The organism is Streptomyces sp. ATLC9 (assembly GCF_057196705.1).
This window is the reverse complement of record NZ_JBXUOY010000028.1, coordinates 1-15,430: the sequence shown is the minus strand read 5'-3', so window position 1 is coordinate 15,430 and position 15,430 is coordinate 1. Positions and strand designations below refer to the sequence as shown.

The window sequence follows — 15,430 nt, the reverse complement described above, 5'->3', positions numbered from 1 at the left end:
GCGCGCCCCCCACGCCCGTTCCGTCGGCAACTTCCCAGGGGACAGCCATGCCCGTCCGTCACCCCCTCCGCTCCCTCGCCCCCGTCCTGTCCGCCGTGCTGCTGCTCGGCGGATGCGGCGTCCTCGGCGATTCCGGCGACCAGAACCAGGACCGGACCCTCGACGTCTGGCTGATGCGGGGCAGCCTCTCCGAGGAGCTCACCGACGCCGCCGTCCGGGACTTCGAGCGGCGCAACCCCGGCGTGGAGGTGGAGGTCACCGTCCAGGACTGGCCGGGGATCGACAAGAAGGTCACGGCGGCCCTCGGTTCCGGTGACGCGCCCGACGTGATCGAGGTGGGCAACACCCAGGTCGCCCAGTACGTGGAGGCCGGCGGGGTCTCCAACCTCACCATCAAGGTCTTCGACCTCGGCGGCGACCACTGGGTCCCCGGGCTGGAGGAGCCGGGGAAGATCGACGGCTACCAGTACGGCGTCCCCCTCTACGCCGCCAACCGCGTCGTCATCTACCGCAAGGACCTCTTCGAGCACGCGGGGATCGCCGAACCGCCCACCACCCGCGAGGAGTGGATCGAGGTCACCTCCCAGCTCAACCAGCCCGGACGGCAGGGTATCTACCTGCCGGGGCAGAACTGGTACGTGCTGGCGGGCTTCATCTGGGACGAGGGCGGCGATCTCGCCGTCGAGCGCAGCGGCCGGTGGGCCGGCACGCTCGACACCCCCGAGGCGCTGCGCGGCATGGAGTTCTACAAGGAGCTCCAGTCCTACGGTCAGGGTCCCGTCGACTCCGACGAGTCCAGGCCGGAGCAGCGCGCGTTCTTCGCCGGCAACGAGATCGCCCAGATCATCGACGTACCCGGCGCCGCGGAGCTGATCGTCGAGGAGAACCCGGAGCTGGCGGGCAGACTCGGCTTCTTCCCGATCCCGGGCAAGGAGGCGGGGGAGCCCGGGGCGGTCTTCACCGGCGGTTCGGTGCTGATCATCCCCGAGCGGGCCGCCGAGCCGGACGCCGCGTACTCCTTCGTCAAACTGCTGACCGGCGAGAAGTGGCAGCGGAAGCTGGCCCAGACGATGAGCGTGGTGCCCAACAGCACCGAGCTGGCCGACGCGCTGGAGGACGACCCCGGCGCCGCGGCGATGGCGAAGGGCGCCCGCAACGGGCGTGCCACCCCGAACTCGCCGCGGTGGGGCCGCCTGGAGGCGGACAACCCCATCAAGGCGTACCAGACGCGGGTGCTGCGCGGCACCGATCCGAAGGAGGCGGCACGCGAGGCATCCCGGCGTATCACCGCGATCCTGAGCGGACGCGACTGACGCCCGCCGGCCGCACGCCGGTCACGGACCGCCGATACTCCGGCGCCCCGGCTCCGGTGCGGAGCCCGGGCGCCGGAGTCGGGGCGCCGGGACCGCGGCGCGGTACCGGCAGACCGAGGGGGCGGGGAATCAGACGGACGCCAGACCGCGCTCGCGCAGCCACAGCAGCTGCTCCCGCTGCTGCGAGGAGCCGCCCCCGGCGTGGTCGCCGAAGTGCCACACCCTGATGTCCCTGTCCTCCCCCGCGTAGCGGTGGTAGGCGGCGAAGACCGTCGACGGCGGGCAGACCACGTCCATCAGACCCACGCTGAACAGCGCGGGAGCGGTGGCACGGCGCGCGAAGTGCAGGCCGTCGAAGTAGTTCAGCGTGGCGAAGACGGTCTCGGGGTCGACGCGCCGGTGCACGCCGAGGTAGCGGGCGATCTCCGGGTACGGGCCGGCCGCGGCCAGTTCGGCGCCGCGCCGGAAGTGGCACAGGAACGGCACGTCCACCAGCGCCGCCGTCACTCCCTCCGGCGCCAGCCCGGCCACCGCCAGGGCCAGTCCGCCGCCCTGGCTGCCGCCCGTGACCACCACCCGCCCCGGGTCCACCGCCGGGTGCTCGCGCACGGCGTCCACGGCGCGTACGCAGTCGGCCATCAGGCGCCGGTAGTAGTGGTGGGCGGGGTCCTCCAGACCGCGGGTCATGAAGCCGCCGACGTACTGCGCGGTGGTGTCCGGGTTTGGGTCGGGGGTGTCGTGGCCCTGCCCTCGGCTGTCGACCACGAGGGTGGCGTAGCCGGCCGCGCTCCACAGCAGGTGCTCGATGTACAGGCCGCGGCCGCCGCCGTAGCCGATGTAGTTGACCACCGCCGGCAGCGGCCCGTCCGCGCCGCGCGGCAGGATCAGCCAGGCGGCGACGGGCTGGCCGTCCCAGCCGGGGAAGCGGACGTCGAACACCTCCACGGTGCTCAGCGGCGCGTCCTCGACCCGCCGGTACTCCGCCGGCCCGGGCGCCGCCGCGCGGGCGGCGGTGAGCGTCTTGGACCAGAAGGCGTCGAAGTCCCCGGGCTCGGCCACCTCGGGCCGGTAGGCGCGCAGTTCCTCCAGCGGAAGATCGGTCAGCGGCATGCGGATGTCCGTTCCTTTGTGGCGACAAGCGATAGAAAGCGCTTTCCCCGGAAACCTATGTTTTCCGGAAGCCCTGGTCAACGGTATCGCCGCGGGCCGGACGGGCGGACGATCACGGCCCACCCCGTCCGGCGCGTCCGGAACGGACCTCTCCCGCCCGGTGCCCCCGGTTCCCCTCCCCCGCCGCGCCGGCCGGGGGCCGGGCCGGTGCCCGTGCCCACACTCGCAAAGCGGCGAATGTGTGATCGACCATGCCCGCCGACCGCTTCTGGCCATCCGGGTGCGGCCCTGCCAGGATCCCTGCCATGGCCAACGATCTCCTGCGTGATGTCTATGTCGTCGATGCGGTACGCACCCCGATCGGCCGGTACGGCGGGGCACTGGCCGGAGTACGGCCGGACGACCTGGCCGCCCATGTCATCCGGGCCCTGGTCGACCGCACCCCCGGCCTCGACCCCGCCCGCGTCGACGACGTCGTCTTCGGCAACGCCAACGGCGCCGGAGAGGAGAACCGCAACGTCGCCCGCATGGCCGCCCTCCTGGCCGGCCTCCCCGTCACCGTCCCCGGGGTGACCGTCAACCGGCTGTGCGCCTCCGGCCTCGAAGCGGTCCTCCAGGCGGCCCGCGCCATCGCCTGCGGCGACGCCTCCGTCGCCATCGCCGGCGGCGTCGAATCCATGTCCCGGGCCCCCTGGGTGCTGCCCAAGCCCGAACGCGGCTTCCCGGCCGGCCACCAGCAGATGTACTCCACCACCCTGGGCTGGCGCATGACCAACCCCGCCATGCCCCCCGAGTGGACCGTCTCCCTGGGCGAGGGCGCCGAGCAGGTCGCCGACAAGCACGCCGTCACCCGCGAGGCCCAGGACGCCTACGCGCTGACCAGCCACCGCAAGGCCGCCGCCGCCTGGGAGAAGGGCGCCCACGACGCCCAGACCGTGCCCGTCCCCGGCACCGGCCTGGCCCGCGACGAGTCCGTCCGCGACGCCACCTCGATGGACGCGCTGGCCAAGCTCAAGCCCGCCTTCCGCGCGGACGGCGGCACCGTCACCGCCGGCAACTCCTCCCCCCTCAACGACGGCGCCGCCGCGCTCCTGCTCACCGACGAGGCCGGGCTGAAGGCCACCGGACGCCCGCCCCTGGCCCGCATCGGCGCCTCCGCCACCACCGCCGTCGAACCCAACCTCTTCGGCCTCGGCCCCGTCCAGGCCGTCCACAACGCCCTGGACAGGGCCGGCCGCACCTTCGCCGACCTGGACGTCGTCGAACTCAACGAGGCCTTCGCGGCCCAGGTCCTGGGCTGCCTGGCCGAATGGCCCGACCTGGACCCCGCCGTCGTCAACCCCCATGGCGGCGCCATCGCCCTCGGCCACCCGCTGGGCGCCTCCGGTGCCCGCCTGGCCGGCGCCGTCGCCCACCACCTCGCCGCCACCGGCGCCCGCGCCGGCCTCGCGGCCCTGTGCATCGGCGTCGGCCAGGGCCAGGCGCTCGTGCTGGAGCGCTGAGCGGGCCCGTACGCCTGCCCGTGCGCCCATGGGGCCCGCCGCATGACGGCGGGCCCCGGTGGTACCCATCTGCGCCATGGAGTGGGAATGGTTCACGGCACCCGACTACTGGCTGAGCCGACTGGTCCTCCAGCGGGGCCTGGCCGCCGTCTACCTCGTCGCGTTCGCCTCGGCGGCGCTGCAGTTCCGGGCACTGATCGGCGAGCGCGGCCTGACCCCGGTCCCGGACTTCCTGCGCCGGGTCTCCTTCCGCGCCTCGCCCAGCCTGTTCCACCTGCGCTACTCCGACCGCCTCTTCGCGTCCGCGGCCTGGCTGGGCGCGGCGCTGTCGGCGGCGGTGCTGCTGGGCGCGGCCGACCGGGTGCCGCTGGCGGTGTCCATGGCGGTGTGGGCGCTGCTGTGGGCGCTGTACCTGTCGATCGTGAACGTCGGCCAGACCTGGTACGCGTTCGGCTGGGAGTCGCTGCTGCTGGAGGCCGGCTTCCTGGCCGTCTTCCTCGGCAACGCCGACGTCGCCCCGCCGCTGCTCACCCTGCTCCTGTTGCGCTGGCTGCTGTTCCGGGTGGAGTTCGGCGCGGGGCTGATCAAGTGGCGCGGCGACCTCTGCTGGCGCAGGCTGACCTGCCTTGAGTACCACCACGAGACCCAGCCGATGCCGGGCCCGCTGAGCTGGTTCTTCCACCGGCTGCCACGCCCGCTGCACCGGGTGGAGGCGGCCGCCAACCACGTCACCCAGCTCGCCGTCCCCTTCCTGCTGTTCCTTCCGCAGCCGGTGGCGAGCGCCGCCGGACTGGCCGTGGTCGTCACCCAGCTGTGGCTGGTGGCGTCCGGCAACTTCGCCTGGCTCAACTGGCTGACGGTCGTGCTGGCCTTCTCCGCCGTCGACGCCTCCGCGGTCGCCGACGCCCCCGCCCACGGCCCCACACCCCTGTGGTTCGGTGCCGCCGTCATCGCCGTGACCGCTCTGGTGGCGGCGCTCAGCTACCGGCCCACGCGCAATCTGCTCTCACTCCGCCAGCGGATGAACACCTCCTTCGACCGGCTCCACCTGGTCAACACCTACGGCGCCTTCGGCAGCGTGACACGCGTCCGGTACGAGGTGGTGATCGAGGGCACCGACGAGGAGCGGATCACCGATGCCACGCGCTGGCGGGAGTACGGTTTCAAGGGCAAGCCGGGGGACGTGCGCCGACTGCCGCGCCCGTACGCGCCGTACCATCTGAGGCTGGACTGGCTGATGTGGTTCGCCGCGCTCTCCCCCTCCTACGCGGCGCCCTGGTTCACCCGGCTGCTGCGCAAACTGCTGGAGAACGACCCCGGCTCCCTGCGGCTGCTGCGCGTCAACCCCTTCCCCGACGCCCCGCCCGCCCACGTACGGGCCCTGCTGTACCGCTACCGCTTCACCACCTGGCGGGAGCTGCGCTCCACCGGCGCCTGGTGGGACCGCGAGCTGATCGGCCCCTACGGGCCGCCGGTCTCCCGGCGGCCCGCGGACACGGACTCGGGCACGGACGGGGAGACGGGCACGGACACCCCGTGAGGGCAGCCGTCAGCCGCGCAGCCGGGCCGTCTCGGGCGATGCGGTGTCCAGCGGCACCGACCAGGCGTCCAGCACTCCGAGCTGGACGGCCTGCCGCCGCAGTACGGCGTCCAGCGCCCAGTCGGCGGCCACCCGGATCCGGTTGCCCGGCATCGCGGCGAGGTGGTAGCCGCGGGTGACAAGGTTGGCGACCGGGCCGGACAGCGGGACGCCGAAGGGGTTGGCCGCGGCCTGCACCCCGCCCAGGTCCACGACGAAGCCGAGATCGCTGTGCTTGTAGGGGCGGCGGGTGCCGACCCCGTAGGAGGCCATCACGTTGTTCGCGGCCGTCCTGCCCTGCCGGTGGGCGTGCTGGGCGGTCATCGCCGTGTACTGGCCGGGGTTGGTCAGATCCGGCACCGCCGCGGCGTCGCCGCAGGCGAACACCTCTGGGTGGCCGGGGACGTTCAGGTACTCGTCGACGATCAGCCGCCCCTTCTCGGTCGGCAGGCCGAGCTGCTCCACCAGCGGATCGGGCCGCACCCCGACGCACCAGATCAGCGATCGGGTGGGGACGAACTCCCCGGTGTCCAGGAGGACGCCGTCCTTGGTGGCCTCCTTCACCGAGGTCCCCGTCCGCACCTCCACCCCGCGCTTGCGCAGCACCCGGTCGGCGGTCCGCGCCAGCTTCTCGTCCAGGCCCGGCAGCACCCGGTCCGCGATGTCCAGCAGCATCCAGCGGGGCCGGGCGTCGGCCCGCATCCCCCCGGCGCCGCGGGCGTGCTGACGGGCCAGGGAGTCGGTGAACATCTTGCCGTGGGCGGCCACCTCGGTACCGGTGTACCCCGCGCCGACGACCACGAAGGTGGTGCGGGCCCGGCACTCCTCCAGGTCCTCGGCGCCTGCTGCGAGGGCGACCTGCCGGCTGATGTGGTCGCGCAGGTACAGCGCCTCCGGCATGCCCCGGAATCCGACCGCGTGCTCGGCCACCCCGGGGATGGGCAGCAGTTTGTTCACGCTTCCGACGGTGAGGACGAGCCGGTCGTAGTCCAGGTGCTTCTCGGTCCCCTCGGGATCGGTGTAGGTGATCGAACGCCCGTCGAGGTCCACGCCGTGGACCTCCCCCAGCACCAGCCGAACCCTGGGCAGCGTCCCGGCCAGCGACACCGAGACCCGGCGCGCCTCCAGGAGCCCGGCCGACACCTCGGGCAGCAGCGGCAGGTACAGGAAGTAGTCGTTCGGGTTCACCAGCACGATCTCGGCCGCCCCGCGGAGCTTCCGCGACAGCGTCCTGGCGGTCTGGTAACCGGCGAACCCGGCTCCGACGATCACAATCCGGGAACGGCTCACGTGCGACTCCAGCCCTCGGGACCAACGACCAGGGCAACCGCGTTTCCCGCCTGCGCTCCGGCAAACCCGCCCCGGTCCCTGCCAGGGCCTCCGGGCCCGGCTCTCCTCCTCGCACGGCCCCTCCGTGCGCGACGGGTGACGGAACGGCCGCCCCGGGGGGCCGCCCCGGGAGCGGAAGTGATCTTCCCTCCCGGGCCTCCGAGGGGTGAGCGAGCACTCCCCGGAATGCGGTATGGTTTCTGTGCGCGAACGGCGAGGGACAAGATCCGGGCCGGGAGGGCATCGGGACGTGGCGCAGCTTGGTAGCGCACTTGACTGGGGGTCAAGGGGTCGCAGGTTCAAATCCTGTCGTCCCGACGGTGTCGGAAGGCGCTTCGGCCGGGGAGAAATCTCAGGTCGGGGCGCCTTTCTTCGTCTGACGGCACACCAGACCGACCGAGGCGCCGCCGCCCCCGTGGGGACCACCTGGGGACCAGCCGCGGGAAGAAACCGCAGATCAGAGCACGTTTCCCTGGGGACCAAGATCGCCGGGGTTCTCTCCCCGATTGTGGGATGCCTGCGACACCCGTCGCACCGCCCCCGGCCGCTCCCGCGGTCATGCCTCCGGCGGCCAGGGCGAGCACACCCGCCTCCTTGAGCATGCCCCGGCGGGACAGGGCCTGGCGCGCCACGTCGCCGAAGTAGGCGTTGCCCGAGCGGTTGGGCTCCCGGTGGGCGCAGGCGTTGCCGCACCGGTAGCGGCAGGTCAGTGCCGAGCGTGCCGTGTTGTGCTGCGGCAGCAGGGGCAGGCGGGCGGGGTGCGGTCGTCTGACGGGTCGAGCACGGGTGCCTCCACGCGGTTCATCGGGCAGGACAACCACCCCCGATACATAGGCGGATGCCTGTGCAGGGAAGCTGCGGACCCTCTGCGCGCACCACAGTGGCCGATGGGCGAAATCTGCCCCGGCAATGCCTCGTCGCCGCCCGGTTCACCGGGAGCGGTCACCCCCGGGACCGCTCCGACCGCCCGCGCCGACGGGGATGCGCGGATCGTCGCGCAGAACCCCAACGCACCGCCTTGACAGACGGCTGCGTCAATGGCCACCTGGTTACACGATCCATCTATATAGATGAATAGCTATAGTTCACTCTCGCAGAGTCCTTCGTACACCTTACATTCATATAGTCAAGCTTCGATCCAAGGGTCCGAAGGGGGCGCGCTGCGCACCAGGCGGCCGGGCCCTTGTGCCCGGCCCGACATGAGGGTCGAGAGTCACGTGAACATTTCCACTTCCTTCCGCCGGAGCCGGGGCCCGCTGGCCCTGACCACTGTTGTGATGCTGGCCGCGAGCGCCTGCGGCGGCGGGGACGCCGGCGGCGAGACCAACTCCGGCGACGGCAACGGCAAGCTGTCCGGCACGGTCAAGATCGACGGCTCCAGCACAGTGGCGCCCCTGAGCACCGCGGCGGCGCAGCTGTTCATGGCCGAGAACGCCGGCGTGAAGGTCACCGTCGGCACCTCCGGCACCGGCGGTGGCTTCGAGAAGTTCTGTAACGGCGAGATCGACATCTCCGACGCCTCCCGTCCGATCAAGGACGAGGAGAAGGCGGCCTGCGAGGAGAAGGGCATCGGCTTCGAGGAGTTCCACGTCGCCAACGACGGCCTGTCGGTCGTGGTCAACAAGGACAACGACTTCGTCGAATGCCTCACCGTCGAGCAGCTGAACAAGATCTGGAAGCCCGGCTCCAAGGTGAACAACTGGAACCAGGTCGACCCCGAGTTCCCCGACGTGGATCTGAAGCTGTTCGGGGCGGGCACCGACTCAGGCACCTTCGACTACTTCACCGAGGTGATCAACGGCGAGGGCGGCGCCTCGCGTACCGACTACAGCCCCAGCGAGGACGACAACGTCACCATCCAGGGCGTCGCGGGCTCCAAGGGCGGCATGGGCTACTTCGGCCTGTCCTACTACGAGGAGAACAAGGACAAGCTCAAGGCTCTCAAGATCGACGGTGGCGAGGGCTGCGTGGCCCCCAGCGTCGAGACCGTCCAGAACGGCACCTACACCCCCCTGGGCCGTCCGCTGTTCATCTACCCCAGCACCACCGCGCTCAAGAAGCCGGCCGGTGAGAAGTTCGTCGAGTACTACGTCGGGAACCACGCCGAGATCGCCGAGAAGGCCCAGTTCGTGCCCCTGAACAAGGAGCAGGAGACCGAGCTGACCAAGGACCTCGACGCCCTGCGGGAGCAGCACAGCTGATGAGCGACCTCAGCTCCGTCCGGCAGACCGCTTCAGGGACCTCCCGGTCCCTGAAGCGGTCCCAGCCGCGCTACGGCGAGAAGGCCATCCAGGTCCTGCTGGTCGCCGCCTCCCTGGTCTCGGTGGCCACCACCATCGGCATCGTGATCGCCCTGATCCCGCCGGCCGCCACCTTCTTCGGCCAGGTCGGGATCGCCGAGTTCCTCACCGGCACCGACTGGTCGCCCCTGTTCAAGCCGCCCTCCTTCGGTGTCCTGCCGCTGGTCACCGGCACGCTGATGATCACCGCGATCGCGATCGCGGTGGCCCTCCCCCTCGGCCTGGGCGCGGCGGTGTACCTGAGCGAGTACGCCTCGCCCCGTACCCGGAAGATCTTCAAGCCCGTGCTGGAGGTGCTCGCCGGCATCCCCACCGTGGTCTTCGGGTTCTTCGCGCTGAAGTTCGTCACGCCGCTGCTGCAGGACATCTGGCCCGCGGGCGACGGCCCGGAGGTCTTCAACGCCCTGTCGGCCGGTTTCGTGATGGGCATCATGATCATTCCGACGATCGCCTCGCTGTCCGAGGACGCCATGAGCGCGGTGCCCCGCTCCCTGCGCGACGGCGCCTTCGCACTCGGCTCCTCCCGTATGCAGGTCTCCACCCGCGTGGTGGTCCCCGCCGCCCTGTCGGGCATCGTGGCCGCCACCGTGCTGGGCATCTCCCGGGCGATCGGCGAGACCATGATCGTGGCGGTCGCGGCCGGTGGACGGCCCAACCTCTCCGCCGATCCGCTGGAGGGCATGCAGCCGATGACGGGGTTCATCGCCGCTGCCGGCATCGGAGACCTGCCCACCGGCTCCCTCGGCTACCAGACGATCTTCGCCGTCGGCTCCCTGCTGTTCGTGATGACGCTGCTGATGAACCTCCTCAGCATCCGTCTGGTGCGCAAGTACCGCGAGGTGTACGAATGAGTTCCAAGGTCATCGAGCGCCCGCTCGGCACCGTGCCGGCTCCCCGGCTGAAAAGCCGGGGCACCCCCTGGCGGGAGCGGTTCTTCCGTCTGAGCCTGTGGGCCTCCCTCGCCGTCGGCGTGGTCTTCCTCGCCACCCTGCTGGTCTACGTGGTCACCCAGGGCTGGTCCCGGCTGGATTCCCGGCTGTGGATGAACTTTCCCGACATCATCGACCCCACCAACGCCGGTGCCCAGTCGGCGATCATGGGCACGATCTGGGTGATCGCCTTCACCGCGCTGTACAGCCTGCCCACCGGCATCCTGGCGGCGATCTACCTGGAGGAGTACGCCCAGCCCGACCGCTGGTACAACCGCGTCATCGAGATCAACATCCAGAACCTGGCGGCCGTTCCCTCCATCGTCTACGGCATCCTCGGCCTGGGGATCATCTCCCGCGGCCTGGGCTTCGGGCAGACCGTGCTGACCGCCTCCCTGACGCTGTCCCTGCTGGTGCTGCCCGTGGTCATCATCTCCTCGCGCGAGGCGATCCGGGCGGTGCCCCAGTCCATCCGCCAGGCGTCCCTGGCGCTGGGCGCCACCCAGTGGCAGACCATCTGGCGCCAGGTGCTGCCCGCGGCGATCCCCGGCATGGCCACCGGCTCGATCCTGGCCCTCTCCCGCGCCATGGGCGAGGCCGCCCCGCTGCTGCTGATCGGCGGCCTGACGTTCATCACCTACAACCCCACCGGTGTGGAGAGCGCCTTCAGCGTCCTGCCGATCCAGATCTTCAACTGGATCAGCCAGTCCCGCGCCGAGTTCACCGCCCTGGCCTCCGCCGCGATCGTCATCCTGCTGGCCCTGCTGCTGGCGATGAACTCCCTGGCGATCTGGCTGCGTAACCGCTACTCCCGCCGCTGGTGACGCCGTGAACCCCACCACCGAACACCTCGCACCGACCGTTCCCTCTCCGCAGGAGGCCGCCATGACGCCGCCCTCGTCCCCCGACGCCGCCGGAAGCGTCAAAACGCCCCAGGTGGCCTTCCGCGACGCGCCCGAGCTGCACGACCCGGTCTTCGACGTCGGCGGCCTGTCGGTCTTCTACGGCGACCACGAAGCCGTCCGGGACGTGAACATGCAGGTCGGCCACCGCCAGATCACCGCCATGATCGGCCCGTCGGGCTGCGGCAAGTCCACCGTCCTGCGCTGCTTCAACCGTATGAACGACCTGGTCCCCACCGCCCGGGTCGCCGGCAAGGTCCGTTACCACGGCGAGGACCTCTACGGCCACGACGTGGACCCCATCGAGGTCCGCCGCCGCATCGGCATGGTCTTCCAGAAGCCCAACCCCTTCCCCAAGTCCATCTACGACAACATCGCCTACGGGCCGCGGGTGTCGGGCTTCAAGGGCGACCTCGACGACCTGGTCGAGGAGACCCTCACCCACGCCGCCCTGTGGGACGAGGTCAAGGACAAGCTCAATACCTCGGCGCTGGCCCTGTCCGGCGGCCAGCAGCAGCGGCTGTGCATCGCCCGCACCATCGCCGTCAAGCCCGAGGTGATCCTGATGGACGAGCCCTGCTCGGCCCTGGACCCGATCGCCACCGCGAAGATCGAGGACCTGATGGAGCGCCTGTCACAGGAGTTCACCATCGTCATCGTCACCCACAACATGCAGCAGGCCGCCCGCGTCTCCCACCGCACCGCGTTCTTCACCGCGGACGTCGACGACAAGGGCGAACGCCACGGCCGGCTCGTGGAGTACGAGTCCACCGAGAAACTCTTCAGCAACCCCGACGACCAGCGCACCGAGGACTACATCTCCGGACGCTTCGGCTGAGCGGCCCGCTCTCGCCGGCCTCCCTCCCTCAGCGCTCTTTTTCCCACGAAGGAGCAACACGGGTGACACCCGACGCACGCAAGTCATCTGACGCCCCGGCCCCACACCCCGGCGACCCGGACGACGGCGCGGCGCCCGACCTGCTGCTGGCCGAGCCCGACGAGAGCCTGGCCTCCGACGTCACCGCCCGCCTGGCCACGGCGGGCCTGGAGACCGTCGTGTGCCGTGACGGGGCCGAGGCGCTGCTGCGGGTCGGCGCCCGGCGCCCGGCCGCGGTCCTCCTGGCGGCGCCGCTGCCCGTGGTCGGCGCCGCGACGGTGACCAGACTGCTGGCCGACCTCCACCCGGTCACGGTCATGGTGGGGGCCGGTACGGACGGCACGGCCGAGGCGACGGCGGCCCTGGAGGCGGGCGCCGTCGCCATCGTCGCCCGCCCCTACCGCACCGGCGAGATCCTGCCCCTGCTGATCTCCGACCGGATGGGCGGAAAGGACGAGGCGGCCCAGCCCCTGGTTGTCGGCGACATCGAACTCGACCCGGCCGGCTTCCACGTCTTCGTGGGCGGCGAGCTCGTCCCCCGCATGCCGGTGCGCGAGTTCCTGCTGCTGCGCTACCTGATGGAGCACGCCAACCGCGTCGTCTCCCGCCTGGAACTCATCCAGGAGCTGTGGGGCAAGGACAGCATGGAGAGCAACAGCCTCACCGTCCACATACGCCGGGTCCGCAACCGCCTGGTGAAGGACGGCGGCAGCTGCTGCACCATCACCGCCATCCGCGGCCTGGGCTACCGGCTCGAATGCAATCCCACCAGTTCGCTGGCCGCCGCGCCCGGCACCGGCCGCGCCTCGGCCGCCCGCCAGGAGTCCTGCAGGCCCTGACGTCCGTGGAGCCGGGCCCGGACCATGCGGGCAAGGCCGCGGACAGCACACGGACGCGGTGACGGGCGTCCGGCCCGGCCGGTCCACCGAAGTCCGCACGGCTGGGATGGCCAGGCATCCTGGCCTGTCCCTCGAAGGGACCGCGAACCGCCTGCGTCCGTGCCACGCCGGAGTGCCCCGACCGGCGAGACCGGACGGCGGACCCCGGCCGGTGCCCGCCGATCCACCCACGCTGCGGGTCACGGCTGCGGCCGTCGTGTCCAGCACCGTCGGACAGGCCCTGCCCGCTGCGCGCGGGGCCACCCGGTTGCGGCGGGTTCGGGCGCGATATCCTGCGACCGCGCGCCTCGGCATGTGGCGCGGTGACCGTTGGCGGACATGGGACTGGGGTGATGCTGCCGTGCGTGGCGAGCCTCCCAGTCGTGCGGCCGCGTAGTACCGCCTCCCCGTTCCCTCAGGGGGCGGAGCACCGATCGGTGCTCGCGGTGGCCTTGGTGTCCACTGTTCGTTCTCCACCGCCTCCCAGGGATCCGCCATGCCGCAGTCGCACCTGCCCCACGAGTCGAGCGTGAAGTCCGCCACCTCGCTGCGGGACCTGGTCAGGGACCACGATCTGCACGGCATCCCGGAGTGGCTGGAGACACATCCGCCACATGTGATCGCCGACGAGCTGGGCCGTATGGACGCCGTCGACGCCGGGGTGGCCTTCCAGCTGCTGGACAAGGACCGGGCGCTGACGGTCTTCGAGGAGCTGGAGCCGGTCGACCAGCAGCAGATCCTGCAGGGGCTGCGGGACCGCTCCTTCCTGGAGCTGGTCGAGGGCATGGACCCCGACGACCGGGCCAGGATGCTGCGCGAGGCCCCGGCCAAGGTCGCCCACCGGGTGCTGGCCGGGCTGAGCCCCAACGAGCGGAGGATGACCTCCGCTCTGCTGGCTATCCGGAGGGCGCGGTCGGCCGCTACATGACCCCCGAGGTGGTGGCGCTGCCGCAGGACCTGACCGTCGAGCAGGCGCTGCGGACCGTACGGGAGAAGGGGCCGGACGCGGAGACGGTGTACACGCTGCCGGTGGTGGACGCCGGGCGGCGGCTGACCGGTGTGGTGGAGCTGCGCGAACTGGTGCTCAACGAGCCGCAGCGGCTGGTGGCGGAGCTGGTGGTCACCGAGCCGGCCTCCGCGTACGCCACCGACTCCGCCGAGGACGCCGCCCGGCTGATGCGCGAGACCAACGACCTGAACCTGCCCGTCGTGGACAGCGAGGACCGGCTCGTCGGCCTGTTCACCATCGACGACGCCGTGGAGGTCATCGAGGCCGCCGACACCGAGGACATGGCCCGCCAGTCCGGCGCCGCCCCCTGGGCCGGCCACTACATGGCCGCCTCCGCCTGCGTACGCGCCCAGGCGGTCGGCGAGGTACGCGGCTCGGACCTGCTGAAGGTGATCTGGCGCGAGTGCCGGGTCGGCCTGGTCCTGGGCACCCTGCTGGCCGCGCTGGGCCTGGTGGTGGGCACGGTGTTCGTCGACGCGAAGATCGCCCTGGTGGTCGGCATCACCCTGGTGCTCATCCGCGGCTGGGCGGCGACCGTCGGCGGCACCGTGCCGCTGCTGGCCAGACGGCCGCGGATCGACCCCGCGGTCGTCTCCGCCCCGATGGTCACCACCCTCGTCGACGCAACCGGCCTGATCCTCTACTTCCTGACGGCCAAAGCCGTCCTGGGCGTCTGAGCCGCCCCGCAGCAAAGGCGGACACCGCGGATGGCGTGCGTACGCCGACACGTCGGAGAACGGTGAACTCGCGTCAAGGAGAGCGGCCGGACCGGCCCTCCGAATCCTCGCTGCGCAGCTCAGGCCGCCTGGATCCGGAACGGTGAGCCGAAAGTGAACCTTCGGTGAACAAGGCCACGTGCGGCCTTCTCGCGCGTCTGGAGCCGGGAAGGCCCTCTTATGGTGAATAGATGGCTATCACTGTGTATGGCGCGACGGAGGCGGCGGTGGACGATGCGGAGGCGTGCGAGCCGGAGCTGGCCTGCCTGCTCATCGACCGCGACGAAGCCGCCCGCCTCGCCCATGCCCTCAAGGCCATAGCCGACCCCACCCGGCTGCAACTGCTGCGCCTGATCCAGTCCTCGCCCACCGGCGAGGCGTGCGTGTGCGACCTGACCGAGTGCCTCGGTCTGCGCCAGCCGACGATCAGCCACCACCTGAAGCTCATGACCAACGCCGGACTCCTCAACCGTGAGCGCCGCGGGACCTGGGTGTGGTACTCGGTCAACCCCGAAGGACTCCGCCGCCTGCGGGACACCCTCACTCCCACCCAGGACGAGGAACTCGCCGTTCTGCCCGACTGCTGAGACAAGGCTGCCCGGAGCCGCCCCTGCTGCCGGGAGCGGCCGCCGAGCGGACCTCTGGCCAGCACGCGCGCTCGATCCGCGCCGGGCTGCGCCAACACGGAGCCACCACGGTTTTCCGCGCACGGTTGTGGCGTTGTACGCCCCCTCTTGCGGCAGAGCCGCCGGAACGGAGGTCAGAGCCTGCCCAAGCCGCTCCGTCTCCACCCGAGCGGCAGCCCGTCCGGGCCTCGGGGAGAAACAGAGTGAGGCGCGGGGGTAGCCCGTTTCGATCTCCCCCGCACCCCTCGGTCAGCCGATGAAGTCGGCCAGGTCGCGCTCGATGGCGGCCTTGGGCTTGGCGCCGACGATGGTCTTCACGACCTCGCCGCCCTGGTAGACGTTCATCGTCGGGATGGACAT

Annotated in this window: 13 protein-coding genes, 1 tRNA gene and 1 pseudogene; 12 read left to right on the top strand and 3 right to left on the bottom strand. The window is 71.4% G+C overall.

All coding sequences use genetic code 11. From position 1 onward, the window contains the following. Positions 1 to 47: 47 nt before the first annotated feature. A complete protein-coding gene (locus AC2CJA_RS05345) occupies positions 48 to 1,313 on the top strand; it encodes a sugar ABC transporter substrate-binding protein (RefSeq protein WP_484601488.1) in 1,266 nt (421 codons plus the stop codon). A 129-nt stretch (positions 1,314 to 1,442) separates the two neighbouring features. Here AC2CJA_RS05345 and AC2CJA_RS05340 read toward each other — a convergent pair whose 3' ends face one another. Further along, a complete protein-coding gene (locus AC2CJA_RS05340; RefSeq protein WP_484601487.1) occupies positions 1,443 to 2,423 on the bottom strand; it encodes an acetylxylan esterase in 981 nt (326 codons plus the stop codon). A 305-nt stretch (positions 2,424 to 2,728) separates the two neighbouring features. Between AC2CJA_RS05340 and AC2CJA_RS05335 the strand changes: the two genes are divergently transcribed. Both AC2CJA_RS05335 and AC2CJA_RS05330 read left to right on the top strand, forming a co-directional pair. Next, positions 2,729 to 3,925, top strand: coding sequence for a thiolase family protein (locus AC2CJA_RS05335; RefSeq protein WP_484601486.1), 1,197 nt, complete (start codon positions 2,729 to 2,731; stop codon positions 3,923 to 3,925). Between the two features lie 76 nt (positions 3,926 to 4,001). Then, positions 4,002 to 5,465, top strand: coding sequence for a lipase maturation factor family protein (locus AC2CJA_RS05330; protein ID WP_484601485.1), 1,464 nt, complete (start codon positions 4,002 to 4,004; stop codon positions 5,463 to 5,465). Positions 5,466 to 5,474: 9 nt separating this feature from the next. Here the strand turns inward: AC2CJA_RS05330 and AC2CJA_RS05325 are convergent, their stop codons facing one another. Beyond that, positions 5,475 to 6,794, bottom strand: coding sequence for an NAD(P)/FAD-dependent oxidoreductase (locus AC2CJA_RS05325; protein WP_484601484.1), 1,320 nt, complete (start codon positions 6,792 to 6,794; stop codon positions 5,475 to 5,477). Between the two features lie 283 nt (positions 6,795 to 7,077). On the opposite strand from AC2CJA_RS05325, the gene AC2CJA_RS05320 reads away from it, so the two are divergent. The 9 genes from AC2CJA_RS05320 (at position 7,078) to AC2CJA_RS05280 (ending at position 15,031) form a co-directional block, all read left to right on the top strand. Continuing rightward, positions 7,078 to 7,151: transfer RNA gene (locus AC2CJA_RS05320), tRNA-Pro, on the top strand. An 899-nt stretch (positions 7,152 to 8,050) separates the two neighbouring features. Beyond that, on the top strand, positions 8,051 to 9,034 hold the full coding sequence (locus tag AC2CJA_RS05315) for a PstS family phosphate ABC transporter substrate-binding protein (protein ID WP_484601483.1): 984 nt from the start codon (positions 8,051 to 8,053) through the stop codon (positions 9,032 to 9,034). After that, complete coding sequence (gene pstC / locus AC2CJA_RS05310) at positions 9,034 to 9,984, top strand: phosphate ABC transporter permease subunit PstC (protein ID WP_484601482.1); 951 nt, start codon at positions 9,034 to 9,036, stop codon at positions 9,982 to 9,984. The genes AC2CJA_RS05315 and pstC overlap by 1 nt, the downstream gene beginning before the upstream one ends. After that, positions 9,981 to 10,886, top strand: a complete 906-nt coding sequence (gene pstA, locus AC2CJA_RS05305) for a phosphate ABC transporter permease PstA (RefSeq protein WP_484601481.1) — start codon at positions 9,981 to 9,983, stop codon at positions 10,884 to 10,886. The genes pstC and pstA overlap by 4 nt, the downstream gene beginning before the upstream one ends. Before the next feature lie 61 nt (positions 10,887 to 10,947). After that, positions 10,948 to 11,802: a phosphate ABC transporter ATP-binding protein PstB gene (pstB, locus tag AC2CJA_RS05300; protein ID WP_484601480.1), complete on the top strand. Its 855-nt coding sequence runs from the start codon at positions 10,948 to 10,950 to the stop codon at positions 11,800 to 11,802. A 62-nt stretch (positions 11,803 to 11,864) separates the two neighbouring features. Further along, positions 11,865 to 12,680, top strand: a complete 816-nt coding sequence (locus AC2CJA_RS05295) for a winged helix-turn-helix transcriptional regulator (protein ID WP_484601479.1) — start codon at positions 11,865 to 11,867, stop codon at positions 12,678 to 12,680. A 535-nt stretch (positions 12,681 to 13,215) separates the two neighbouring features. Further along, positions 13,216 to 13,647 carry a magnesium transporter MgtE N-terminal domain-containing protein gene (locus tag AC2CJA_RS05290; RefSeq protein WP_484601478.1) on the top strand — a complete coding sequence of 144 codons (432 nt, stop codon included), beginning with the start codon at positions 13,216 to 13,218 and terminating at the stop codon, positions 13,645 to 13,647. Continuing rightward, positions 13,644 to 14,405 (top strand): magnesium transporter, encoded by a 762-nt coding sequence (locus tag AC2CJA_RS05285; RefSeq protein ID WP_484601477.1) that lies wholly within the window; start codon positions 13,644 to 13,646, stop codon positions 14,403 to 14,405. The genes AC2CJA_RS05290 and AC2CJA_RS05285 overlap by 4 nt, the downstream gene beginning before the upstream one ends. Before the next feature lie 230 nt (positions 14,406 to 14,635). Further along, the gene (locus AC2CJA_RS05280; RefSeq protein WP_412698709.1) at positions 14,636 to 15,031 is read left to right on the top strand and encodes an ArsR/SmtB family transcription factor; all 396 of its coding nucleotides are present in this window, start codon (positions 14,636 to 14,638) and stop codon (positions 15,029 to 15,031) included. A 288-nt stretch (positions 15,032 to 15,319) separates the two neighbouring features. On the opposite strand, the pseudogene AC2CJA_RS05275 reads toward AC2CJA_RS05280, so the two are convergent. Further along, a pseudogene (locus AC2CJA_RS05275) lies at positions 15,320 to 15,430 on the bottom strand (thiol reductase thioredoxin); the annotation flags it as partial.

Bases quoted from the DNA above. Each gene is read 5' to 3' on its own strand.
- AC2CJA_RS05345 (WP_484601488.1), top strand. From the start codon at position 48: ATGCCCGTCCGTCACCCCCTCCGCTCCCTCGCCCCCGTCCTGTCCGCC.
- AC2CJA_RS05340 (WP_484601487.1), bottom strand. From the start codon at position 2,423: ATGCCGCTGACCGATCTTCCGCTGGAGGAACTGCGCGCCTACCGGCCC.
- AC2CJA_RS05335 (WP_484601486.1), top strand. From the start codon at position 2,729: ATGGCCAACGATCTCCTGCGTGATGTCTATGTCGTCGATGCGGTACGC.
- AC2CJA_RS05330 (WP_484601485.1), top strand. From the start codon at position 4,002: ATGGAGTGGGAATGGTTCACGGCACCCGACTACTGGCTGAGCCGACTG.
- pstC (WP_484601482.1), top strand. From the start codon at position 9,034: ATGAGCGACCTCAGCTCCGTCCGGCAGACCGCTTCAGGGACCTCCCGG.
- pstA (WP_484601481.1), top strand. From the start codon at position 9,981: ATGAGTTCCAAGGTCATCGAGCGCCCGCTCGGCACCGTGCCGGCTCCC.
- pstB (WP_484601480.1), top strand. From the start codon at position 10,948: ATGACGCCGCCCTCGTCCCCCGACGCCGCCGGAAGCGTCAAAACGCCC.
- AC2CJA_RS05290 (WP_484601478.1), top strand. From the start codon at position 13,216: ATGCCGCAGTCGCACCTGCCCCACGAGTCGAGCGTGAAGTCCGCCACC.
- AC2CJA_RS05285 (WP_484601477.1), top strand. From the start codon at position 13,644: ATGACCCCCGAGGTGGTGGCGCTGCCGCAGGACCTGACCGTCGAGCAG.
- AC2CJA_RS05280 (WP_412698709.1), top strand. From the start codon at position 14,636: ATGGCTATCACTGTGTATGGCGCGACGGAGGCGGCGGTGGACGATGCG.